We start from the raw sequence: 23,485 nt of genomic DNA, 5'->3' as shown, positions 1-23,485 counted from the left end.
TCAGCGCTTCTTGGCGCTGCCTCGCGACGAGACCTTCTTCGCCACCCGCTTGACCGACTTCTTGGCAGCCGCGGCGACGCGGCCCACGGCCTTGACCCCGCGCACGGGAGCCTTGGCCTTGGCGCGGGTCGCCTTGGCGGGAGCCTGTGCACCGCCGGTATGACGTTGCTGGGCGCTCATGTGGAGGCGCTTCACCGTCTCGGAGTTCTTCTGGCCATAGTGCAGGCCCTCCTGGGCCTCCGCGAGAGGGATGGAGGCTCCCTTCTTATGGGTGGCGGCCTTGAGCGCATCCGGAGGCGTGGCACGCTCGCGCGGCTCGCGCTTGGGGACCTGGAAGTGATCGTAGCTATATCCGCGGGCCATGGTTTCTCCTGTGCCTCAAAGCTAAGGAGCGCTCCGCGCAATGGGGATGCCCTGGCACATGCCTGGAGAGCGAGGAGGCGACTGTCTCCCCGCTGCCATCGAGTTTCCTGGGGCGGGGGCGGTACCTAGCTTGGTCCGCATGAACCCGGTCAAGATCTACACGAAGGCCACGTGCCCCTACTGCATCCGCGCCAAGCAGCTGCTCGACATGAAGGGCGTGAGCTACGAAGAGATACGCATCGATGCCGAGCCCGCCCGGCGCAGCGAGATGATCGCCGCGGCGAACGGCCGGACGACCGTGCCGCAGATCTTCATTGCCGGACGCCACGTGGGGGGCTGTGACGACCTCTACGCGCTCGATGACTCCGGCCGCCTCGATCAGATGCTGGGGCTCGGCGTGCAGCCGGGCGTCTGAGCTCCCTCGTTTCCCTGGAAACACGAAGGGCCTCCAGCCGCCCGGTTCGCGGGGAGCGTGGAGGCCCTGCCTGCTCACGAGATAGGTGTGAGTCTCAGGCGCCGCTGCGGTGCAGGAAGTCGATGAGATCGATCTTGGTGACGATGCCGACGATCTTCTCGCCCTCCTTCACGACGGCCACGTTGTCCTGCGCGAAGATCTCCCGCAGGCGGTTGAGGCTGGTGTCCGGGGAGACGGCGCCCTGCAGCGGCGCGACGATGGCGTCGATCGAGTCGTTGAACCGGGCCTTGTTGGCCACCAGCGCGTTGAGCAGATCGTACTCGTGGACCATGCCCACGGCGCGGCCGTCGCTGTTGAGCACCGGCATCTGGCTGATGCCGTGCTTGCGCATCAGCTCCACCACCTGGTCCACCTTGTCGCCCTTGCGAGCGGTGAGCACCTCGCGGCGCTTGTCGCCGAGGATGTCGCGCACCGTGCCGGCGCCCTTCTCCTCGAGGAAGCCGTTGTCGCGCATCCACTCGTCCGAGTGGAACTTGCTGATGTAGGCCATGCCCGAGTCCGGGAGCACCACGACGATGGTCTTCCCCTTGCCGACCTCCTTGGCCAACTGCACCGCCACGTGCACCGCCGCGCCCGCCGAGCCACCGGCGAAGATGCCCTCCTCGCGCGCCAGGCGCCGCGCCGCGATGAAGGACTGGCGGTCATCCACCTGCCGCACGTCGTCCACCACCTTGAAGTCCATGGCGCCGCAGAGCATGTCCTCGCCAATGCCTTCCACTTTGTAGACGTGCGGGGTGGTGAGCTTGCCCGTCTTGAAGTAGCCCTCGTACACCGAGCCCTCGGGGTCCACGCCCACGTTCTTCAGCCCGGGGATCTTCTCCTTGAGGAACTTGCCCGCGCCGCTCATTGTGCCGCCGGTGCCCAGGCCCGACACGAAGTAGTCGAACTTGCCCTCGGTCTGCTCGTAGATCTCCGGACCCGTGAGCTTGTAGTGCGCCTCGATGTTGTCCGGGTTGTGGTACTGGTTGAGCATGAAGGAGCCCGGCGTCTCGCGGTGGATGCGCTTGGCCGTCTCGTAGTAGCTGCGCGGGTCCTCGGCCGGCACGTTCGTCGGGGTGACGACCACCTGGGCGCCCAGCGCCTTGAGCCGGTTGATCTTCTCCAAGGACATCTTGTCCGGCATGGTGAAGATGCACTTGTAGCCCTTCACCGCGGCGGCCAGCGCCACGCCCATGCCGGTGTTGCCCGAGGTGTTCTCGACGATCGTCCCTCCGGGCTTGAGCTTCCCCTCCCGCTCGGCCTTCTCGAGGATGTAGAGGGCCATGCGGTCCTTGATGGACGCGCCCGGGTTCATGAACTCGCACTTGACGAGGACCGTGGCGTCGTTGGGTCCAACCATCTTGTTGAGCTTGACCAGGGGGGTGTGGCCAATGGCCGTGAGGATGTTGTCGTGAGTGTCCATCGTTGCTTCCCGGGAAAGGGTCTGCGGGCGGCCCTTATACGACGTGGCTCCCATCGGGGTCGACAGCGGCAGGCCGCCTGGCCCTCTGGGGGGAACAGCGGACCGGGGGTTGCACTTCCGGGAACGCTGAGCCTGCCTGATGGTGCTGCACCACGTCATTCCGGAGCCCGTCGCTCAGGCGACAGCCTGGGTGCTCTCCCACCTTGCCTGCATCTCCTCCTTTGACCCACCCCTCGGGGGCCCCCATACTGGCGCCCTTCCAACCTTGGAGTCCGCCCCCATATGGAACTCGAGGCCGCCTTGCGCGACCAGGTGGGGAAGGCCATCGGCCGCCCCGTTCCCAATGCCCCCATCAAGAAGCTGAAGGGGGATGCCAGCAACCGCTCCTATTACCGCGTCGGCACCCTCCCGGAGAGCTGGGTGGTGATGGTGATGCCGTTGGATGCGACGAAGAAGAGCGAGGAGGCCACCAAGGGTGAGCCGCCCAAGGAATTGCCCTTCGTCAACGTGCACCGCTACCTGCAGAAGCTGGGCGTCCGGGTGCCTCGCATCCTGAACTACGACGAGCCGGCGGGGATGATGGTGCTGGAGGACCTGACGGACATCACCTTCGAGATGGCGCTGGAGGGCGGCAAGCACCAGGAGGCGCTCTACGGACGGGCGGTGGAGCTGCTGGCGCGGCTGCGCTTCGAGGCTGAGCGGCGGCCGGACCCGGAGTGCCTGGCCTTCACTCGGGCCTTCGACGAGGACCTGTACGACTGGGAGCTGCACCACTTCCGCGAATGGGGCCTGGAGGCGTGGAGCGGCAAGAAGCCGACGGACGCCGAGCGCGCCGAGCTGGACAGCACTTTCCGTGAGATTGCCCGCACGCTGGCCGCGGCGCCGCGAGGCTTCACGCACCGCGACTACCAGAGCCGCAACATCATGATGAAGGACGGCGAGCTGGTGGTCATCGACTTCCAGGACGCCCTTCAGGGGCCTCGGCAGTACGACTTGGTGGCGCTGTTGCGAGACAGCTACGTGGAGCTGGATCGGGACTTCGTGGACCGGATGCTGGACCGCTACATCGACGCCTTCGCGGCGGCGGGGGGCGAGAAGATCGAGCGCGGTCCGTTCAAGGACTTCTTCGACCTGCTGACGATCCAGCGCAAGCTGAAGGACGCGGGGCGCTTCGAGTTCATCAACCGGGTGAAGGGCAACCCGGGCTTCCTGGTGTCCATCCCGGCGTCGCTGCGGTACGTGAAGGCGGCGTTCGCGCGGCGTCCAGAGCTGCGCAAGCTGCAGGACTTGATCAGCCGGTACGTGCCCGAGCTCTCCGCGTGAAGGGCTCTGTATGAAGGCGATGATCCTGTGCGCGGGCCTGGGCACGCGCCTGCGCCCGTTGACCGAGCGCTGGCCCAAGCCGGCGCTGCCGTTTCTCGGTCAGCCGCTGTTGCGCTACCACCTGGCGGTGCTGAAGGCGGCGGGTGTCACGGCGGTGGGCATCAACACGCACCACCTGCCGGAGGTGATGGCGGACACGGCCCGCGCCGAGTGCGAGCGCGCTCGGCTCCCGCTGCACGTGGTTCACGAGCCTGTCATCCAGGGCACGGGCGGCGGCATCCGGGGGCTGCGAGACTTCCTCTCGGACGATGACTTCCTGGTGTTCAACGGGGACATCCTGTTCCCGGTGGACCTGCGTCCGGTGGTGGCGGCGCACCGGGCCTCGGGGGCGGCGGCGACGATGGTGCTGATGCCCATGCCTCCGGACGAGAAGTATGCGGCCGTGGAGCTGGATGCGGAGCAGCAGGTGCGGCGGATCGCCGGGCATGGGCCTGGGGGCACGGGGCTGAGTCCGTGGCACTTCACGGGCGTGCATGTCATCTCCCCGCGCGTGTTCGACTTCATGTCTCCGTCGGGCCCCGAGGACATCAACCGCGACATCTACGTGCGGGTGATGCAGTCGGGGTTGGCGGTACGTGGTGAGGTGGTGCAGGCGTACTGGTCCGATCTGGGGACGCCTTCACGGTATCTGGCCACGGTGCGGGACGTGCTCTTCGGGCATGTGCCGCTGGAGGGGCTGGGTAAGGCGTCCCCGTTCGTCTCAGCTCCTCGGGCACAGGGGAACTGGTGGGCTCACCCGGATGCCCGGTTGGGGGCTGCCAAGGTCGCTGGCCCTGCTTACTTCGGTGCCAACTGCGAGCTGGCCGATGGAGCGCGGATCGGCTCTGCGGTCGCAGTGGGCACGGGGGCTCGGGTGGGAGATGGGGCTCGGCTCAACCGGGTTGCTGTCTTCGAAGACACCGAGGTGGCTGCCGGCGAGGAGCTGGTCGAGGTACTTGCCTGGGGCGCCCATCGGGTCCCCGCGCCGCTCGCACCCTGAGAGGGGTCTGTCGGGCGCGGTTCTGGCCAACTGGTATGCTGGTCGTACCAGGTCGCGCCACACGCGACCGGGGTCACCATCCCTCAGTCTTACGCTTGAAGGCTTCGAAGAAGCCGCGCCGCCGCGAATGCGCCTTCTTGAGCGCCTCGAACCGAGCCGCGAAATCGGAACTCTTGCCGTCCCTCTGGGCCACCTCTCTGAGATCGACTGCGAGGGTGGCGGCGACTTCGTACTCCCGCTGATCCACGCGTTGAGCAAGGTTTGACCATGCGGCCTCCCAGCCTGTGGCAAGACTGTTGAGGTGCTTCTCCCTCGCGCGTGCAGCAGCTTCCTGAGTCCGAGCACGTGCCGTGGCCTCTTCTGCCTCGCGCTCGTCCCTCAGCTGCTCCGCGCGAGCCAGCAGCTCTGCGACCGATCTGCGCTTGCCTGGAGGCCCACTCGCGTGCTCCTGCTGGAAGGTGGCAACAATCTGGGTCCCTAGCGCCAGTTCAGGGTGTTCGACGGCTTCCAACAGCCAACGCTCTTTTTCCTCAGACGGCCGGGCTTTGAGCCAGTCACGGAGGAGTTTGGAGTCAGCTGCGGGCGCGCTGCTCCCTTCCGCTGCTGCGGCGAGCAAATCGACATCGATTCGAAACTCTGAGACGAGACTCGAGAGGGAGGCGGGTAGATCCGCGAGTCCCGGCGGAACAGGAGGCTCGCGCTTGCGCCTTTCCACTTCTCCCGCCTGGACGTTGCAGAGCCATGCCAGATAGGCAGCGCGCCGATCGCCCTGCAGGAGCAGGGAACGGATCGGCGTCAGCGCCGCGAGCCGTCCCCCTCCGTAGAACTCCTCATCCGCGTCACCTTCTTCATCACTCCAGAAGTCGAGGATGATGAAGTCGTCTGCCTTCGACAGAGAGGCGCGCCGACCCTGGAAGTAAGGCTCGAGTCCGGAGGCGCCGGCATGGTCCGCCGGCAGCCGGAGCATGAAACGGTGGGTGCCCCAGTTGGCGAAGTAGAAGTGGGCGTCGAAATAGCGCGCGAGCAACCTCGCCGGGTCCGCCTTCAAGTCACCCCATTGGTACTCGTTCCAGAAACGCGTCGGGGTGATCTCCGCGCGAGTCGAGATGTCTCGGAGTTGAGACATCTCCTTCTGGGTCAGGTGACGATCGATCGCGATGAACTCATAGCATTGGTATTCGCTCACGGCTCCAGCTCCTTCCTGGAGCACTCATATCGAGTGGTCGCGTTCCGGACAACCTCGTGAGTAGTGACGGTCGATGCCTACCGAACAGGGAGGCAGGAGTGCTCGCCAGAATGGGGTGGGTGTCAGGCCAGCGCCGGGGGCGAGCGCCTCAGCCCGGCGTACTCCAGCCCGGCGAAGGCCGCGACCGCGAGCGCCTGTCCCACCGTGAAGAGGTAGCCCAGGGTCGTGGGATCAGCCCAGCCCGTGACCAGCAGCAGGATGCTGTCGACGACCCACAGCAGGTTGACCGTCACGATGATCCAGACGGCGCGAGGCGAGATGCTCGTCCGTGCGCCGACGTAGAGGACCAGGGCTCCATAGGGAATCAGGATGACGCCCGCCGCTCGCAACAGGGCCAGCTCCAGTCCCAGCAGGCCCGCCAGCGGTCCGGCGGCGACCAGCAACAACACTCCCATGGCGCCACTCGCCACTCCATCGGCCAGCAGGACACGGCGCAGCAGGTTCCACGAGGCAGTCATCGTGCTCATTTGTGTTCTCCAGTGAGGGGGGAATGCGCGACGGCGGGGTGAAATCTCCGTCGCTCGAGACACAAAATGCGCGGCGGGCTGTCCGGTGTCGATTACGTCCGAGGTAATTGGAGCGATGACCGCTCGCCCCTATCTTCCCGGGCATGACCACCACCCCTCAGGCGCAGAGCCGTCCCGTGGGAGACCTGCTGCGCATGTGGCGCCAGCGCCGCAGCCTCAGCCAGTTGGAGCTGGCCCTGCGCGCCGAAGTCTCCGCCCGGCACGTCAGCTTCCTCGAGACGGGGCGCTCGCAGCCGAGCCGGGAGATGCTGCTCCACCTCGCGGAGGAGCTCGACATCCCCCTGCGTGAGCGCAACACCCTGCTGATGGCCGCCGGGTTCGCTCCGGTCTACGCCGAGCGGAGCCTCGATGACCCCGCCCTCCGGGCCTCGAAGGAGGCGGTCGAACTGGTGCTCGCCGGCCACGAGCCCTATCCCGCGCTCGCGGTGGACCGGCACTGGACGCTGGTCACCGCCAACCGCGCCATCGCTCCGCTCCTGGAGGGAATCGCGCCGGACCTGCTCCAGCCTCCCATCAACGTCTTGCGGCTGAGCCTCCACCCGTCAGGGCTGGCGCCGCGCGTCGCCAACCTGGAACAGTGGCGCAATCACGTGCTCACCCGGCTCCATCGGCAGATCGATCTCAGCGGCGATGAGAAGCTCGTCGCGCTCCTTGAGGAGCTCCGGGGCTACGGCACTCAGGGGAGTGGCGCCCGCACTTCCGGGAACCTCCAGGAACTGGATTACGCCGGGGTGGTGGTGCCCATGCGGATCCAGACATCACACGGGCTCCTGTCGCTCTTCGGCACCACCACCGTCTTTGGCACCCCAGTCGACATCACCCTCGCCGAACTCGCCATCGAGTCCTTCTTCCCCGCGGATCCTCAGACGGCCGCCGTGCTGAGGCGTATCGCGGAGGAGGGGTTCGGATCGGATGCTTGAGGACAAACCCCAGACAGCTCATGGGTGGGGGCGGGCGTTGCGCAACTGCTCCTCGATCTGCTTGCGGAGTTCGGGCGGCAGGCTATCGAGCCCCTGCACCGCGGCGGTACCTCCTGGCGGAGCGGGCTTCTTCTTGAAGAGCTCCACCCCTGCCTCGAAGCGGGTGCGCTCGGCCTGGGCGATGACGTAGAGCCCCGAGTCCGCCGAGCCCTTGACGAAGAGCTCCTGTGCGCCTGTGGTCGACGGTACCTCCTTGCCGAAGCGCAGCGACTGGGTGGCTCCTCCCTCCAGGGTGAGCTCGACAACGGCGGAGGGCTTGCTCAGGCCGCTGTCGCTGTCGCTCACCGCCGGCTCCACCCACCGGGCTGCGTGAACGCCGCGCAGCCCGCTCAGTTGTGCATCTACCCGGTTGGGGTCGAACTCGAAGCCATCCGGCAGCTTCTTGGGCTCGATGATCTTCCAGGAGGCGCCGTCCTTGATGGCCACCGTCTTCTTCCCACCGGCCTGGATGGACACCTGGGTGACCTTCTGCGGATCAATGCTGAGGAGCGACAGGTCGCGCAGATCGGTCAGCTTCTTGCGCACCCCCTGAGCGGTCGAGGCCGGTACGAGGTAGATCTGTGCATCCCCCTCCTTGCGAACGGGGACCAGGCTCGGTTTCGGAGGAGCGCTGCCGGAGGCCTTGGAGTCCTGGCCGCCCGCCGCAAGCGCCGTTCCCAGGTGGAGCGTGAGGGTCTTCCCGTCCTTGAGCTTTGCTTCGATGACGTCATGCGGACCAGCCAGACCGCTGCTCTCATCGCTGAGTCCCTGCGCGAAGTCCTGGGCCGACAGCGACGTGAGCTGCTGCACCATCCACTGCGCGGCCTGGGCATCGAAGCGAAGGCTCGCGGGCGGCTGGGCGGGCTCCGCCAGTGTCCAGGTGCCTCCGTCTCCGGCCTTGAGCGTGTAGGGCTCGGCGCCGGCGATGCGGACCGTGACCTGAGCCACATCCTCCAGCTTCACGCCCACGAAGTCGCGCTTGCGCCAGGAGTTGACCTCCCATCGGGCCATCCAGCCCAGGCGGCTCGTGGTGGAGAACACCGTATTGCTGCCCGCCTTGCGGACGTAGGTGCCACCCCGAGCGACCTTGCCGAAGATCAGCTCGGCCACGGCGCTGCTTCCATTCAGCAGCCGGACCTTTCTGCCATGGGCGTCATCGACTTCCAGGTCGGCATGCTTCTCCGCCCTCTCCGTGACCAGGTCCGCATTCTTCAGCTCGGGCAAGCTGTCCAGCGCGGAGCGGACCTGCTCCGCGTCCGCTGGGTACTTCGCGTCCGGGTGCGCCGGATCGAACACCTCCCACGTGTCACCCTCCTTGCGCAGGGTGGCGGACTGAGCGCCGGAGATCTCCAGGCCGGAGATCGAGCCCTTCTCCACACCGGGCAGTTCGAGCTTCGTGATGCCCTCGCTCACCTGGCGCTCACGCGTGGCGAGGACGAGGATCAGCAGGGCCGCGAAGACTCCAATGGCAACGAGCGTTCCCTTCTTCATTGGCACCCTCGTAATCAGCTGGAGGAACTCACGTCAGGGGAGCGGTCCGGCTGGCCTCGCGCCTGCGCCAGCGCACCACGCCATAGAGCGACAGCAGCAGCGGCAGCCCGAGCGCATTGCCGAACTTCACCCCGTTCCGAGTGGCATCGCTCAGCTCCTGCTGGAGCGGAGCCTGCGCCAGGCCGCGCGTCCGCATGGCCAGCAGCGCCGGATCCAGCAGCAGCCAGTCCGCCACGTTGAGCAGCAGCGCCTGGTTGGGCCGCGCCATGAAGTCGTCCCACAGCAGCGTGGATCCGCCCACGACGATGACCCGCGCTTCGCCCTTGCTCTCGGCCAGCACCGGGCCGTTGGGGCCGGAGGCGTTGGCCTCCGAGGCGAAGTGGCTCTTGAGCTTCCCACTCACCTGCACCATCAGGTTGTACGGCCCGGCGGGGTTGATGGTCTCGTTGCGCCAGTCCCGGCGCGGGTCGATGTTGTACGGCTTGCCCTCCAGCCAGCTCTTGGCCGAGGAACGGGCCAGCACCGTGGCCGTGCTGCCCTCCACCGGCTGGACCGTCACGTCCGTGACGAACGGGAAGGTGACGCCCGTGAGCCCTCGAGTCAGCGGGCTGTCCACCTCCAGTTGCTGCAACTGGGGGATGAACGGGAAGGGTACGGGCATGGAGACCACCATGAAGCCGCGGCGCTCCTGCACGTTCAGGTGCGCCGACTGGGCGTCCGCCACCAGCTTGTCGCCCACGGTGATGCCGTAGGTGGCCAGCAGGGGCCCCAGGCCGTGCTCGGCCGGAGTCGACTCGAAGGTCCGCGTGTCCACCTGGATCGAGTCGAGGAAGAACGCGGCGCTCTTGCCCTGCATGAGGAACTGGTCCACCGCGCGGATCTCATTGGGCTTGAACGCCGTCTTCGGACCCAGGATGAGCAGCGCGTCCACGTCCTCATCCACCTTGTCCTTGCCGGTGAGATCCAGCGGGCGGACCTCGTAGGTCTGCGACAGCATCGCCTGGAGCCGGGTGAACTTCTCGTTGAGAGCCGGCTCCTCGTGGCCCTGAAGCACGGCCAGCACCGGCGTCTTCGGCCGGGTCATCTTCCGGATCAGGCTGGTCAAGTCGTACTCCAGCGAGCCCAGATCCTGGACCACGGGGATGACCTCCTTCTTCTCCTGATGCTTGATGACCAGCCCCATGTAGGCCCGCTTCGTCTGCATCTGGTCCTGCTCGACGACGCGGATCTCCACCGGCTGGATGCCCAGCGAGGACAATTCCTTCTCCACGCTGGTCGGCTCGCGGAACTGGCGCCCGAAGATGTCCCGCTTCACCTCGCGCTTCGTCTCCTTGTCCGCCTCCGTCTCCTGCGCGGACGGATCGATGAACTCGAAGGAGAGCTTGCCCTTGGATGCGGAGCGGTACTCGGCCAGCAGATCGCGCACGTACCGCGCGTTGCCGGAGTAGGGCGCCGGGAGGTTCTCGGTGAAGTAGGCAGTCACCGTCACCGGATCCTCCAGGCCGGCCATGGTGTCCTTGGACGCCGAGGCCAGCGTGTAGATGCCCTCCTTCGTCACATCCAGGCGGAAGAAGGTGCGCACGGCGAGCAGGTTGAGCAGCACCAGGCTGCCCACGACGGCAATCAGGAAGACAGTGGCGTTCCGGGTATCAGCACGCATGGGAGCACCTCACTGGCGGACCGCGGCCAGGGACCGCGTCGTCATGAGTAGACCGATCGAGGTGAGAGACACGTAGAACAGCAGATCCCTGCTATCGAGCACGCCTCGGGCGATGTTCTCGAAGTGGTAGTCCACCGAGAGGTACTGGAAGACCTCCGCCAGCGTGTCCGGCAGCAGCACGGCGAACTTGTCCACGAAGTAGAAGGCGAAGCACAGCAGCAGGCCGATGATGAAGCCGACGATCTGGTTGCGGCTCAACGTGCTCGCCCACAGCCCCATGGCGATGAAGCTGGAGGCCATCAGCAGCAGGCCCAGGTACCCAGCGGCCACCGGGCCCCAGTCGAAGCTGGCGCCCTTCGCCGTCAGCGCCGCCACGCTGATGGGGTAGGGCAGCGTCCACAGCAGCCCCACGCCCACCATGGCGAGCGCCGCCAGGAACTTGCCCGCCACCACCTCCCAGTCGCGCAGAGGCATGCTCAGCAGCAACTCCAGCGTGCCCGCCTTCCGCTCCTCGGCCACCAGGCGCATGGTGATGGCCGGGGCGAACACCACGAACAGCACCGGCGAGATGCCGAAGAAGGCACGCAGCGACGCCTGCCCGGCGAGGAAGAGCGTGCTGAAGTACATCCACCCGGCGACCAGCAGGAAGCCGCCCAGCACGATGTACGCAATGGGAGAGTTGAAGAAGGTTCTGAACTCGCGTCTGGCGATCGCCAGGGACGTACTCATGGCCGAGACCTCTCGACGTACGGCGATGAAGGGACGGAAGGGGATGACTCAGGCTGCCGCGGGGCGCGGGGTGGTGCTGTTCTCCGCCGCGGTGAGCTTGCGGAACGTCTCCTCGAGGCTGACGTGCTGGCGCTTCACCTCGAGCAGCAGCAGGTCGTTTTTCACCGCCGCCTCGAACAGCGCCCGGCGCGGATCCTCGCTGCTGTAGCGCAGGGCGAATCCGAGCGTGTCTCCGCCCTCGCCCTCGGCGGTCTCCACGCGCGTCACGCCGGGGATGGACTCCATCACCTGGCGCACCACCGCCGCATCGAGCTTCTGGCCGAGCCGCGAGGTCAGCACCACCGATACGGTTCCGCCCTCGCCCACGGTGAGGCGCTCCGGAGAGTCGTCCGCCACCAGCTTGCCGTCGCTGATGATCAGCACGCGGCTGCAGGTGCTCTGCACTTCGCTGAGGATGTGGGTGCTCAGGATGACCGTCTTCTCCTGCCCCAGCTCCTTGATGAGGTTGCGGATCTCGACGATCTGGTTGGGATCCAGGCCAGTCGTCGGCTCATCCAGGATGAGCAGGTCCGGATCATGGAGGATGGCCTGCGCCAGCCCCACGCGCTGCCGGTAGCCCTTGGACAACTGGTGGATGTCCTTGCCCAGGTGGTTCTGGAGGCCACAGCGCTCGGCGGTTCGCTGGATGCGCGCGTTGCGCTGCGCGGTGGGGATGCCCCGGAGCTCCGCGATGAAGCCCAGGAACTCCCGCACCATCATCTCCTCATAGAGCGGGTTGTTCTCCGGCAGGTACCCGATGGAGCGCCGCGCCTGGACGGGGTCCACGGTGACGTCCACCCCCGCCACCTTGGCCGAGCCTGCACTCGGAGTGACGTAGCCGGCCAGGATGCGCATGGTGGTGGACTTGCCTGCTCCGTTCGGGCCCAGGAAGCCGACCACCTGCCCGCGAGGCACCTCGAAGCTGACCCCCTTCAGCGCCTGCGTGGCGCCGTAGGTCTTCGTCAGCCCTTCGATCTGAATCATCGATTGCGTCACGATCTCACCTCGTGAAGCGCGCCTAATTCCGCGCAGCGGGCGAAGTCGAAATCGGCAGGACCCATACGGGTAACGAACCGGACTCGCCCCACGTGGGGATCGGAAAAAGGAGGCACGAAACTTCCCGCAGCGGGCGCTTATTCCCGGCTCACGGAAGTTCGTTCGCGGAGGACGAGGGGCCCGGCTTCGCGCCGGACGCCCGGCTCAGTCGTTGTGGTAGCGGGCCAGCACGCAGGTGACGTTGTCGTTGCCGCCCGCCGCGTTCGCCAGGTCGATCAACTGGCCGCACGCCTTCTCCAACTCCGAGGTGCGCACCAGCACTTCCTGCATCTGCGGATCCGCCACCATGCCCGACAGGCCGTCCGAGCAGAGCAGGAAGATGTCTCCCTCCTTCGGCTCGATGCGGGTGACGTCCACCACCACGGACTCCTTCATCCCCAGCGCCCGGACGATGACGTTCTTGTGGGGGAAGTTCTCGATCTCCTCCGGCGTGAGCTTCTTCGCCTTGAGGTAGTCGTTGAGCAGGGAGTGGTCCTCCGTCACCTGCTTGAGCGTGCCGTCCCGGAAGAAGTAGACGCGGCTGTCGCCCACGTGCCCCACGTACGCGGTGGCGTTGGCGAAGTACACGGTGACGATGGTGGTCCCCATCCCCTTGTACTTGGTGTCTCCCGCGGCGCGCTCGAAGATCTTCGAGTTGGCCAGCTTGATGCCCGTGGCCAGCCGGTTCTCGTCGTAGTTGCGCGTTTTGTCCATCTTGAACGGCCACGTCGCGTCCGCGTCTCGCGACGTCATCCGGAAGAACTCGCCCAGCTCCTCCACGGCGATCTTCGACGCGATCTCTCCAGAGGAGTGCCCGCCCATGCCGTCGGCGACGCAGCAGAGGTTCTCCTCCGGCAGCAGGAGGTAGTTGTCCTCGTTGTGGTTGCGCTTCATCCCGACGTGGGTGATGCCTGCTACCTCGATGCGCATGCTGGGAAGCCCGTCCGTGTGACGCGTGGAAGTGGACGCGTAGGAACAGTCCTGCAGGTTAACAAAGCGCCCCTGGTGGGGCAAAACCGTTCATGGAGTCTGTGGCTCCGCTGGCTCGAACTCCAGCCGATCCCCCTCCTGGGTCTGGCTGCCCGCCAGCGTCCCCGCCGGGAGTTCCAGCACCGAGTGGGCCTTGAAATACACCGAGCTCAGCCGCCAGGGCGGCATCGCCGGGATCTGCTTGACGATGAGCCCGTCCCGGTCCAGGAAGGCCACATCGATGGGGATGCGCATGAAGAAGGTGTGGATGGAGTTGCAAGGGATGATGTGCATGCCCTCGCCGAAGGCCAGCGAGCGCCGCCCCATCAGCCCCATGAAGCGGTCCATGAACGAGGTGGCCCGCTCTGAGCGATCCGCCAGCAGCTTTCCCCTCGTGACGTTGTTCACCTTCCAGCGCATGCCGCGCGTTCTACCCCATGCTTGAGCCGCTCGCGCGTCCTCTGCACCTGGTGCTCGTTTCGCCCCAGATTCCCCCCAACACCGGCAACGTCGCCCGGCTGTGCGCCGTGACGGGCAGCCGCCTCATCCTCGTGGAGCCCTTGGGGTTCTCCATTGCCGACCGCGAGCTGAAGCGCGCTGGCCTGGACTACTGGGACAAGGTGTTCCTCAAGCTGTATCCCACCTATGCGGCCTACGTGGCGGACTACCCGGAAGCCCGCAGGTGGTTGTTCTCGGCACGGGCTTCTACATCCTTGTATGCCGCTCGGTTCGAGCCGGGAGACCATCTGGTGTTCGGCTCCGAGGTGACGGGCCTGCCGGCCGAGCTGCTGGAGGGGGGCTCGGGGCGGCCGGTGACCATCCCCATGCTCCCGGAGCGACGCAGCCTGAACCTGTCCACCTCCGTGGGCATTGCCACTTACGAGGCCTTGCGCCAGGTGCAGCTGGGAGAAGCGGCCAGGCAGACGCCCCCGGCAAGTTGAGGGTCCGGGCAGGGGGGGTAGACTCGGGGGGCAATGTCTCCCTCTCTCGTTGCTGAAGCCCTGTACTCCGCCCACAAGAGCCGTGCCACCGGGCAGCTCACGCTGCACTCCGGTGGCCGCGAGTCCCGGCTCTTTCTTCAGGAGGGGAACCTGGTGGGCACGCAGCTGGGGTTTGGCTTCCAGAGCCCCGCGCAGGCGCTGCTGCTGAGCGGGCGGCTGAAGATGGAGGCGCTGGATGCGCTCTGGGCCCGGGGCGGGGCGGGGAAGCCGGATGAGGACCTGCTCGAGGATCTGGGCATGGAGGCGGGCACGGTGGCGGAGCTGCAGGTGCTCGCCCATGTGCGGCGGCTGAGCCAACTGGCGGAGCGCTCCGCGTTCGAGCCGGGTGAGGTGGAGGAGATGTTCCGGCCCATTGCTGGGGTGCGGGTGATCCGCGCCGCGCTGGAGCCGGCGGTGGGGGCGGGGCGCGGGGCTCGGGTGTATCGGTGCGCGGAGGTGGAGGCGTGCGGGCCGTGGATTTCGAGTGGGGAGGAGCGGGCGTTGCTGGGGACTCTGAGAGCGTTCCGGCAGCCCGAGGCGCTGACGGTGGCGCAGGAGGTTTTGCTCCAACTGCTCGAACGAGAGGGGCTCGTCGAGTCGCTCAGTGTCGAGGAGTGGGAGGAGCGGGAGCGGGCGCGGATCGCCGAGGAGCAGCGGCTGGCGGAGGAGGCCCGGCTGGCGGAGGAGCGGCGGCTGGCGGAAGAGGCTCGCCTCGCTGAGGAAGCTCGCAAGGCGGAAGAGGCCCGGCTGGCGGAAGAGGCCCGGCTGGCGGAGGAGCGGCGGCTGGCGGAAGAGGCTCGCCTCGCTGAGGAAGCTCGCAAGGCGGAAGAGGCCCGGTTGGCGGAAGAGGCCCGCCTCGCTGAAGAGCGACGACTGGCGGAAGAGGCTCGGTTGGCCGAAGAGGCTCGGCTGGCCGAGGAGGCCCGTCTCGCTGAGGAGCGGCGGCTGGCCGAAGAGGCCCGGCTGGCGGAAGAGGTTCGGCTGGCGGAGGAGGCCCGCCTCGCTGAAGAGCGGCGACTGGCGGAAGAGGTTCGGCTGGCGGAAGAGGCTCGGCTGGCGGAAGAGGCTCGGCTGGCGGAGGAGCTTCGGCTGGCGGAAGAGGCTCGGTTGGCCGAAGAGGCTCGGCTGGCCGAGGAGGCTCGCCTCGCTGAAGAGCGGCGACTGGCGGAAGAGGCCCGGTTGGCCGAGGAGGCTCGGCTGGCGGAAGAGGCTCGGCTGGCGGAAGAGGCTCGGCTGGCGGAAGAGGCTCGGCTGGCGGAAGAGGCTCGGCTGGCGGAAGAGGCTCGGCTCGCGGAAGAGGCCCGCCTCGCTGAAGAGCGGCGACTGGCCGAAGAGGCCCGGCTGGCCGAAGAGGCTCGGCTGGCGGAAGAGGCTCGGCTGGCGGAGGAGGCCCGCCTCGCTGAGGAGCAGCGACTGGCGGAAGAGGCCAGATTGGCCGAAGAGGCTCGGCTGGCGGAGGAGGCCCGCCTCGCTGAGGAGCAGCGACTGGCGGAAGAGGCCCGTCTCGCTGAGGAGGCTCGCAAGGCGGAAGAGGCCCGGCTGGCGGAAGAGGCTCGGGTGGCAGAGGAGCGGCGACTGGCTGAAGAGGCCCGTCTCGCTGAGGAGGTTCGTAAGGCGGAGGAGGCTCGGCTAGCGGAAGAGGCTCGGGTGGCGGAGGAGCGGCGACTGGCGGAAGAGGCCCGTCTCGCTGAGGAGGCCCGCCTCGCTGAGGAGCGACAGCTGGCGGAGGAGGCACGCCTCGCTGAAGAGCGGCGATTGGCCGAAGAGGCCAGGTTGGCGGAAGAGGCTCGGCTGGCCGAAGAGGCTCGCAAGGCTGAAGAGGCTCGCAAGGCTGAAGAGGCTCGCAAGGCTGAAGAGGCCCGCCTCGCTGAAGAGCGGCGCCTGGCCGAAGAGGCTCGGCTGGCCGAAGAGGCTCGGCTGGCCGAAGAGGCTCGGCTGGCGGAAGAGGCTCGGCTGGCGGAAGAGGCTCGGTTGGCCGAAGAGGCTCGGTTGGCCGAAGAGGCTCGCCTCGCTGAGGAGCAGCGACTGGCGGAAGAGACCCGGCTGGCCGAAGAGGCTCGGTTGGCTGAAGAGGCTCGTTTGGCCGAAGAGGCTCGCCTCGCTGAAGAGCGGCGACTGGCTGAAGAGGCTCGCAAGGCTGAAGAGGCGCGTCTCGCTGAGGAAGCTCGCCTCGCTGAAGAGCGGCGATTGGCGGAAGAGGCTCGGCTGGCCGAGGAGGCTCGCCTCGCTGAAGAGCGGCGGCTGGCGGAAGAGGCCCGCCTCGCTGAGGAAGCTCGCAAGGCCGAAGAGGCTCGGTTGGCCGAAGAGGCCCGTCTCGCTGAGGAGCAGCGACTGGCGGAAGAGGCTCGGCTGGCCGAGGAGGCTCGCCTCGAGGAAGAGCGGCGGCTGGCCGAAGAGGCTCGCAAGGCGGAAGAGGCTCGCAAGGCGGAAGAGGCTCGGTTGGTGGAGGAGCGGCGACTGGCTGAAGAGGCCCGTCTCGCTGAGGAAGTCCGCAAGGCGGAAGAGGCCCGTCTCGCTGAGGAGGCTCGCAGGGCGGAAGAGGCTCGGCTGGCGGAGGAGGCCCGCCTCGCTGAGGAGCGGCGGCTGGCCGAAGAGGCTCGGCTAGCGGAAGAGGCTCGGCTGGCCGAAGAGGCTCGGCTAGCGGAAGAGGCTCGGCTGGCCGAAGAGGCTCGGCTGGCCGAAGAGGCTCGGCTGGCCGAAGAGGCTCAGCTGGCCGAAGAGGTGCGCCTCGCTGAAGAGCGGCGACTGGCCGAAGAGGCCCACAAGGCTGAAGAGGCGCGACTCGCTGAGGAAGCTCGCCTCGCTGAAGAGCGACGGCTGGAGGAAGAGGCGCGGCTGGCTGAGGAGGCACGCCTCGTTGAAGAGGCGCGGCTGGCTGAGGAGGCACGCCTCGCTGAAGAGGCACGCCTCGCTGAAGAGGCACGCCTCGCTGAAGAGGCGCGGCTGGCTGAAGAGCTGAGGCTAGCGGAAGAGGCCCGGCTGGCGGAGGACGCTCGGCTGGCGGAAGAGGCACGTCGCGCCGAAGAGGCGCGGCTGGCTGAGGAGGCGCGGCTGGCTGAGGAGGCGCGGCTGGCCGAAGAGCGGCGACTGGCGGAGGAGGCTCGGCAGGCGGAAGAGGCTCGGCTTGCGGAAGAGGCTCGCCTGGCCGAGGAAGCTCGCCTTGCGGAAGAGGCTCGGCAGGCTGAAGAGGCGCGGCAGGCCGAAGAGCAGCGACTGGCGGAGGAGGCCCGTCAAGCCGAAGAGGCGCGGCAGGTCGAAGAAGCCCGCCTCGCAGAAGAGGCCCGCCTCGCCGAAGAGCAGCGACTGGCCGAGGAAGCCCGTCAAGCCGAAGAAGCGCGCCAGGCCGAGGAGGCGCTCCAGGAAGAGAAGCGGAAGCTGGCCGAGGCGGCTCGGCTGGCGAAGGATTTGCGTCAGGCAGCCGAGGCGGCTCGCCTGGAAGAAGAGGCGCGTCAAGCCGAGGAGGCTCGCCACGCTGAGGAGGCCCGTCACGCCGAGGAAGCCCGGCTCGAAGAGGAGCGCCGCCACTCCAAGGAAGCGCGTCTCCTGGAGAAGGCCCGAAGGGCCGCGGAAGAGGCCCGTCAGGCCGAGCAATTCGCTTCCCCCGCCGATCCATTCCTGGACGAGGAGGCCCGTCGTCAGGAGGAGCTGCGCCAGGCCCAGGAGGCCCAACTGGCGGAGCAGGCACACCCGACCGCCGAGCCTGCTCAGTCCAGGGGTCTCGCTCCCGAAGAAGAGGAGGAGATCCTCACGCTGGAGGAGGAACTCCCCGTCGAAGAGCTCGAGCCTGCGGAGACCGACTGGGGCGAGCAGGCTCGGCTCGCCGAGGACGCGCGTCAGGCTGAGGAAGCCCGTCAGGCTGAGGAACTCCGTCAGGCCGCCGAGGCACGTCAGGCCGCCGAGGCCACCAACCTCACGGAGTCCGCGCCTCAGTCCGAGGCCGTCCCACTGGACGAGGACTCCCTCCGAGAAGAAGAGCGGCGCCGGGCCAAGGAGGCTCGGCTGGCGGCGAAGGCGCGTCGGATCGCGGAGGCCGCCCAGCTCGAGGCTCCCGAAGATGCGCCTGCCGCCGACGGAAGGCACGTCGAGGAAGTCCATCTCGACGACGCCGCCCTCCTGATGGAGGAGGCACGTCAGGCGGAGGCCCATGCCGAAGAAGCGCGGCTCGAGGAGGAGACGCGCCGGGCCGAAGAGGTGCGGCTGTCCGAAGAGCTCCGCCAGGCCGCCGAGGCTCGGCATGCCGCCGAGTCCGCGCGGTGGCACGGCACCCCGCTGCCCCAGGAGTCCTCGACCCCTGCAGATCCCTTCCTCGATGAGGACGATCGTCGCGAGGAGGAGCGTCGCCGAGCCAAGGAAGCCCGTCTGGCGGAGAAGGCGCGTCGGGCCGCGGAGCAGCCCCCACCCGCTGGAGCCGCGGCGGACACGAGCGAGGAACTCGCTCCGCTGGCACTCGATGATGGTGACTTCCTCGAGGAAGCGCGCGCACCCGCCCCGGCTCCCGCTGCGCCCATCGCCGACTTCTCCTGGTCCGATGCCATCCCGCATCCAGAAGAGGCGCCTCAGGAAGCCCTGCCTCACGAGAACAAGGAGGCCCTGCGCCAGGCCCGCCAGCAGGCCGAGGCCGCACTTCTCCACGACATGGAGGAGGTGCAGCGCCGAGCCGTCTCGCCGGCGGTCGACTCATGGCTCGCCGAGGAGCCCGTCCGAGCCGCTTCCAATGCCCCCCAGGCCGCTGCGTCCAAGCCCGCGTCCGCGCAGCAGTCCGCCGAGGGCGTGGATCTGGATCAGGACATGTGGAGCGATCTCGTTCCCTTCATGGAGCCCCCAGGCGCGGGGCTCCAGGATCCTGTCCCCTCCACACCGCCCCCTCCCAGCCAGTCCGCCGCCGCGCCGCGCGCGCAGACTCCGGCCCCCATGCCGGAGGCGCCTGTCACCCCCAAGCCCCTCCCTCCCGCGGCGGAGGCTCGCGCGGGCGGCGAGGAGGACCTGTGGCGCATCGTCACCTTCGATGAGGCGGAGATGGCCAACAACCTCTCCGCCTCCTTCGAGGCCGCGCTGAACAAGGTCGAGACCCACCTGGAGTCGCTCGTCCAGGAGGGAGCGGCTCCCCAAGCGGGTGGGATTGTGGGAGAACCAACATCCAACCCGGGTGGTTTCCCAGCCCCCCCTGGTGACAAGGCCGCGGCAACTGGCCAGACTGCACAAAACATCTCATCCAGCAGCGCTCGGGACGACGATCCCGACGACCTGGACGATCTCGACCTGGACGATTGGGATCTCGACGAGGACGACGTGGCCGGAGACTCCTCCAACCCTGACGAAGCGGCCCGGCAGCGGCGCCAGCGCCTGCTACGCCGCGCCATGGAGAACATGGGGACCCTGGGGACACGGGCGGACGCTCCGGTAGGGGCTGTCGCGGTCGACCCGGCCTCCGAGCCCGCAGCGGCTCCCGCAGCGGCGGCGGTGGCCGAACCGCCTCCTCCCGCGGCGGAGGATTCGGGGCTCGCGCTGCAGATCGAAACGCGCCACGCCGAGCTCCAGAACAAGCCCACGCACTTCGCCATCCTCGGCGTCACTCCGGAGACGCCTCGGGATCAGGTGAAGGCGTCGTTCCTCAGCCTGGCCAAGGTCTTCCACCCGGATCGCCTGCCGCCCTCGCTGCCGCACCTGGCTTCCAAGATGACCTCCGTCTTCGAGGCCATCCGCGAGGCGTACGAGATCCTCTACGACGACGCCAAGCGCGCCGCGTACGTGGAGGGGCTCAAGAAGGCCGCGGCTCCCCAGCCGCCTTCCAATCCGTCGGCGCCCGGCGTGAGCCCCGCGGGCCGAGGCACCTCGGGCAGCAACCCGGGCGATCTCTTCAAGATGGGCGAGGTCTTCTTCCGCAAGCGGGACTTCGCGGCTGCCGCCTCCCACTACGAGCGGGCCTACGCCCTGGACGCGAAGCCGCTCTACCTGGCCGCGCTGGCGTGGACGATCTACATGGATCCCCAACGAAAGGCGGAGATCCCCAAGGCCAAGCAGATGATGGCCGACGCCATCAAGGCCGATCCCAACTGCGACCGGGCGCACTACCAACTCGGGGTCATCGCCCGTGTCGAAGGGGACGCGGAGCGCTCCGAGCGCCACTTCCGCGAGGCGGTGCGCGCCAACCCCAAGCACCTGGAGGCGAACCAGGAGCTGCGGCTCATCGAGATGCGGAAGAAGAACACCCCTGCGCCGAAGAAGGGTTTCTTCCGCTGAACACCACACCTGGCGGGCAGTCGTCCGCCTGCCCTTCGGGCGGGGGGAGGAGCCAGCCAAACCATTGACATGCCTGGAGATTGAGCGTGATCATCCCGCGCGACTCCTCGGCGTCTGGCTCCTCGTGAGCCGTCCGTAGGGAAAGGCAACCGAACGTGGCCAAGCAGCACCTTCTCCTGGTCGATGGTGACGCGAAGAGCCTCCGCGTGATGGAGGTCAGCCTCAAGAAGGCGGGCTTCTCCGTGACGACGGCGATTCACGGTAAGGACGCTGTCGAGAAGGTCCAGATCAGTCCACCGGATCTGGTGCTGGCCGACACGAAGATGCCGGAGATGGACGGCTTCGAGCTGTGCAAGTCGCTCAAGTCGGACGAGCGCTTCAAGCACATCCCCTTCGTCTTCCTGACGAACCAGAAGTCGGTCGAGTTCAAGGTGCGCGGCCTGGAGCTCGGCGGGGACGACTACCTGACGAAGCCGATCTACATCAAAGAGATCGTCACGCGCGTGAAGATGATCCTCCAGAAGGCGGAGAAGGAGAGGATCGAAAAGCGCGAGACGACCAAGGGCGGCTTCAGCGGCAGCCTGGCCGACATGGGCGTGGTGGACCTGGTCCAGACGTTCGAGATCGGCCGCAAGACGGGCAGCATCGCCATCCAGGGCGAGCGCGTGGGCGCCATCTACTTCAAGGAAGGCCGCGTCATCGACGCGGAGCTGGGGCGCCTCAAGGGTGAGAACGCGTTCTACCGGATGTTGAACACGTTCGAGGGCCAGTTCGAGGTGCAGTTCACCCCGCTGGATCGGCCCGAGCGCATCGAGGTCTCCACCCAGGGCCTGCTCATGGAGGGCATGCGCCGGCTGGACGAGTGGGGCCGCATGCTCGAGCAGCTGCCACCGCTCGAGACGGTGTTCGAGATCGACTACCACCAGCTGGCCGAGCGCCTGTCGGAGATCCCCGACGAGGTGAACGGGCTGCTGCGCCTGTTCGACGGCAAGCGCACGCTGAGCCGCGTGGTGGAGGACTCGGACTTCGAGGACCTGGCCGCGCTGGGCATCATCAGCAAGCTGTACTTCGAGGGGCTGATCCGCGAGCTGGGCAACGTGCCGCAGGAGCCCATCCAGAGCGGCAAGCCCGGCATCGAGGAGTGGCTGCACGCGTCGGCTCCGCCCGCGCCGCCGTCTCCGCCCACGCCTGTGCCGGAGCCGCCCTCCAGCGAGCCGGTGGTGGATCCCGCCGCGGCCACGGCTGCCGTGCCTCCGCCCCCGCCCATCTCCGCGGTCGCGCCGCCGCCGCCTCCCGCTCCGCCGGAGAAGGTGCAGGAGACGAAGCCTGCCGCGAGCCCCGTGGCGGAGCCTCCTCCCGCCCCCAGCGCTGCTGCTGCTGCTGCCGCGCAGCCGGCCAATGTCGTCGTCTTCCAGCCGAAGCCGAAGCGCCCCAGCCCCGCGTCCACGGCGGAGACGTTTGCGGCCCAGGCGTCGCCTCCGGAGCCGCCTTCGGAGGAGAGCTCCTCGTTCCTCGTGGAGCCTCCGCCCGAGCATCGCGCTCAGGAGCATGCGCGGCGCAGCCTGCTGCTGGACTGGAGCCGGGTGGATACCGACGGCCTGGGCTCGGCGAGCACCTGGGCGCCGATTCCGGCCTGGTCGCATGCGGGCCGGGCCTCGAGTTCTCCGAGTGCTGCCCCGCCGCCGTCGAACGGCGTAGCGCATCCTCCCGAGTTGGCTCCCCAGTCCTCCTCGCCCGCAGGGGATGCAGCGGTGCTGGATGCCTTGGGACGCCCGCCCATCTTCGGTGGGGCCGCGACCGGGCCCGACCCGCTGCCGCCGGTGCCTCCGCCCACGCCCGCGCCTCCGTCTTCCGAGGTGACGCTGGTGTCGGGGCCCGTGGCCGTGACCGAGCCGGTTCCCGTGGAGGTGGCGGAGCCCGAGCCTCCCGCGCAGCTCGCGCTCCCTCCGTATCCGGGGCATGGCGTTCCCGAGTCCGATGCGAAGGCCAAGGCCAAGGCGGCACCTGAGCCCGCGCCGACGTCTCCGCCCGTGCTCGCGCCCTCTGGGCCCGCCGCGTCCAAGCCGGCGCCGCGCGAGGAGCCGTCGCTGCCCACGTTGGACTTCAAGGTCCCGCCTACGCCCGCGGCCACGCCGTCGAAGCCGGTGTCGTCGCCTCCTGCCGCCAAGAAGGAGCCGGAGAAGGACAAGGCCAAGGACAAGACAGCGGATGATGCGGCGCTCGCCAGCGCGGTCAAGCCCAAGCGGACGGGGCTCTACATTGGCGTGGGTATCGCGGCGTTCATCGCGGTGGCCGCGGTGGTGATGGGCACGCGAGGTTCGGATGAATCGGGCCCGCCGCCAAAGCCGCCGGAGAAGACGGATCCGCAGGCGAAGCGGCCGGACCCGTCCGAGACGAAGCCTCCGGATTCGACTGAGACGAAGCCTCCGGATGCGGTCGTGACACCGACGCCGACGCCGACTGCCGCGACGGATGCGGGGACGCTGGCGGCAAAGCCCGAAGATACGGGCAAGCCGCCGGAGTCTCCGAACCCCCCAATCGCCGAGACGCCGGAGCCGGACGACACGCCCGAGCCCGCTGATACGCCCCCGGACGCGAAGCCGGTGGATCCGGAGGTCGAGTTCGCCAACTCCATCAAGCAGGCGCGTTCGGCCATTGGCAGTGGGCGCTTCAAGGTGGCCGCGTCGAGCTATCGCAAGGCGCTGAAGGCCAAGCCAGGCTCGAACGAGGCCAAGGAAGGGCTGGGCTTCTCGCTGGTGATGGGGAGCACGAGTGACGCGGCCTACCGCGAGGCCGCGAGGCTGCTGAATGACGTGGTGAAGGAGAAGGACACCAACGCCCGGGCCTGGTTCGCGCTGGGGATGGCGCTGCAGGTGACGCAGCAGAATAACAAGGCGATCGAGGCTTATAAGAAGTACCTTGCCATGGAGCCCTCGGGGAAGTTCTCCAACGACGTGCGCCTCGCGCTGAAGCAGCTGGGCAGCAAGTAGGAGGCGGGGGCTCGGGCC

Annotated in this window: 17 protein-coding genes; 7 read left to right on the top strand and 10 right to left on the bottom strand. The window is 68.0% G+C overall.

Annotated features, from left to right (window positions below; all coding sequences use genetic code 11):
- Complete coding sequence (locus KY501_RS21780) at nucleotides 1–363, bottom strand: hypothetical protein (protein WP_224365159.1); 363 nt, start codon at nucleotides 361–363, stop codon at nucleotides 1–3.
- 139 nt (nucleotides 364–502) lie between these two features.
- On the opposite strand from KY501_RS21780, the gene grxC reads away from it, so the two are divergent.
- Nucleotides 503–778: a glutaredoxin 3 gene (gene grxC / locus KY501_RS21775; RefSeq protein ID WP_224365158.1), complete on the top strand. Its 276-nt coding sequence runs from the start codon at nucleotides 503–505 to the stop codon at nucleotides 776–778.
- A gap of 94 nt (nucleotides 779–872) precedes the next feature.
- On the opposite strand, the gene KY501_RS21770 is transcribed toward grxC, so the two are convergent.
- Nucleotides 873–2,240: a pyridoxal-phosphate dependent enzyme gene (locus KY501_RS21770; protein ID WP_224365157.1), complete on the bottom strand. Its 1,368-nt coding sequence runs from the start codon at nucleotides 2,238–2,240 to the stop codon at nucleotides 873–875.
- 282 nt (nucleotides 2,241–2,522) lie between these two features.
- On the opposite strand from KY501_RS21770, the gene KY501_RS21765 reads away from it, so the two are divergent.
- Both KY501_RS21765 and KY501_RS21760 read left to right on the top strand, forming a co-directional pair.
- On the top strand, nucleotides 2,523–3,563 hold the full coding sequence (locus KY501_RS21765) for an aminoglycoside phosphotransferase family protein (protein ID WP_224365156.1): 1,041 nt from the start codon (nucleotides 2,523–2,525) through the stop codon (nucleotides 3,561–3,563).
- A 10-nt stretch (nucleotides 3,564–3,573) separates the two neighbouring features.
- Complete coding sequence (locus KY501_RS21760) at nucleotides 3,574–4,602, top strand: nucleotidyltransferase family protein (RefSeq protein WP_224365155.1); 1,029 nt, start codon at nucleotides 3,574–3,576, stop codon at nucleotides 4,600–4,602.
- Between the two features lie 73 nt (nucleotides 4,603–4,675).
- Here KY501_RS21760 and KY501_RS21755 read toward each other — a convergent pair whose 3' ends face one another.
- Both KY501_RS21755 and KY501_RS21750 read right to left on the bottom strand, forming a co-directional pair.
- The gene (locus tag KY501_RS21755) at nucleotides 4,676–5,788 is read right to left on the bottom strand and encodes a hypothetical protein (protein ID WP_224365154.1); all 1,113 of its coding nucleotides are present in this window, start codon (nucleotides 5,786–5,788) and stop codon (nucleotides 4,676–4,678) included.
- 122 nt (nucleotides 5,789–5,910) lie between these two features.
- Nucleotides 5,911–6,315: a hypothetical protein gene (locus KY501_RS21750; RefSeq protein WP_224365153.1), complete on the bottom strand. Its 405-nt coding sequence runs from the start codon at nucleotides 6,313–6,315 to the stop codon at nucleotides 5,911–5,913.
- A gap of 143 nt (nucleotides 6,316–6,458) precedes the next feature.
- Here KY501_RS21750 and KY501_RS21745 point away from each other — a divergent pair, with 143 nt between their 5' ends.
- Nucleotides 6,459–7,295, top strand: coding sequence for a helix-turn-helix domain-containing protein (locus tag KY501_RS21745; protein ID WP_224365152.1), 837 nt, complete (start codon nucleotides 6,459–6,461; stop codon nucleotides 7,293–7,295).
- Between the two features lie 18 nt (nucleotides 7,296–7,313).
- Here KY501_RS21745 and KY501_RS21740 read toward each other — a convergent pair whose 3' ends face one another.
- The 6 genes from KY501_RS21740 to KY501_RS21715 form a co-directional block, all read right to left on the bottom strand.
- Nucleotides 7,314–8,825, bottom strand: coding sequence for a DUF4340 domain-containing protein (locus tag KY501_RS21740; protein WP_224365151.1), 1,512 nt, complete (start codon nucleotides 8,823–8,825; stop codon nucleotides 7,314–7,316).
- A 28-nt stretch (nucleotides 8,826–8,853) separates the two neighbouring features.
- Nucleotides 8,854–10,485, bottom strand: a complete 1,632-nt coding sequence (locus tag KY501_RS21735) for a GldG family protein (RefSeq protein WP_224365150.1) — start codon at nucleotides 10,483–10,485, stop codon at nucleotides 8,854–8,856.
- A gap of 9 nt (nucleotides 10,486–10,494) precedes the next feature.
- On the bottom strand, nucleotides 10,495–11,214 hold the full coding sequence (locus tag KY501_RS21730) for an ABC transporter permease subunit (RefSeq protein WP_224365149.1): 720 nt from the start codon (nucleotides 11,212–11,214) through the stop codon (nucleotides 10,495–10,497).
- 48 nt (nucleotides 11,215–11,262) lie between these two features.
- Nucleotides 11,263–12,249, bottom strand: coding sequence for an ATP-binding cassette domain-containing protein (locus KY501_RS21725; RefSeq protein ID WP_224365148.1), 987 nt, complete (start codon nucleotides 12,247–12,249; stop codon nucleotides 11,263–11,265).
- A 204-nt stretch (nucleotides 12,250–12,453) separates the two neighbouring features.
- Nucleotides 12,454–13,218, bottom strand: coding sequence for a Stp1/IreP family PP2C-type Ser/Thr phosphatase (locus KY501_RS21720; RefSeq protein ID WP_224365147.1), 765 nt, complete (start codon nucleotides 13,216–13,218; stop codon nucleotides 12,454–12,456).
- 90 nt (nucleotides 13,219–13,308) lie between these two features.
- Nucleotides 13,309–13,677, bottom strand: a complete 369-nt coding sequence (locus KY501_RS21715) for a DUF192 domain-containing protein (protein ID WP_224365146.1) — start codon at nucleotides 13,675–13,677, stop codon at nucleotides 13,309–13,311.
- Between the two features lie 17 nt (nucleotides 13,678–13,694).
- Between KY501_RS21715 and KY501_RS21710 the strand changes: the two genes are divergently transcribed.
- The 3 genes from KY501_RS21710 to KY501_RS21700 all read left to right on the top strand — a co-directional run bounded on the left by KY501_RS21710 (nucleotide 13,695) and on the right by KY501_RS21700 (nucleotide 23,467).
- Nucleotides 13,695–14,198: a tRNA (cytidine(34)-2'-O)-methyltransferase gene (locus KY501_RS21710; protein WP_224365145.1), complete on the top strand. Its 504-nt coding sequence runs from the start codon at nucleotides 13,695–13,697 to the stop codon at nucleotides 14,196–14,198.
- A gap of 33 nt (nucleotides 14,199–14,231) precedes the next feature.
- Nucleotides 14,232–20,477, top strand: a complete 6,246-nt coding sequence (locus tag KY501_RS21705) for a J domain-containing protein (RefSeq protein WP_224365144.1) — start codon at nucleotides 14,232–14,234, stop codon at nucleotides 20,475–20,477.
- Nucleotides 20,478–20,632: 155 nt separating this feature from the next.
- Nucleotides 20,633–23,467: a response regulator gene (locus KY501_RS21700; RefSeq protein ID WP_224365143.1), complete on the top strand. Its 2,835-nt coding sequence runs from the start codon at nucleotides 20,633–20,635 to the stop codon at nucleotides 23,465–23,467.
- Nucleotides 23,468–23,485: the final 18 nt, after the last annotated feature.

Source organism: Hyalangium versicolor, assembly GCF_020103695.1.
In the GTDB taxonomy this organism is placed as follows: domain Bacteria; phylum Myxococcota; class Myxococcia; order Myxococcales; family Myxococcaceae; genus Hyalangium; species Hyalangium versicolor.
This window is presented reverse-complemented; position numbering and strand designations above follow the sequence as displayed.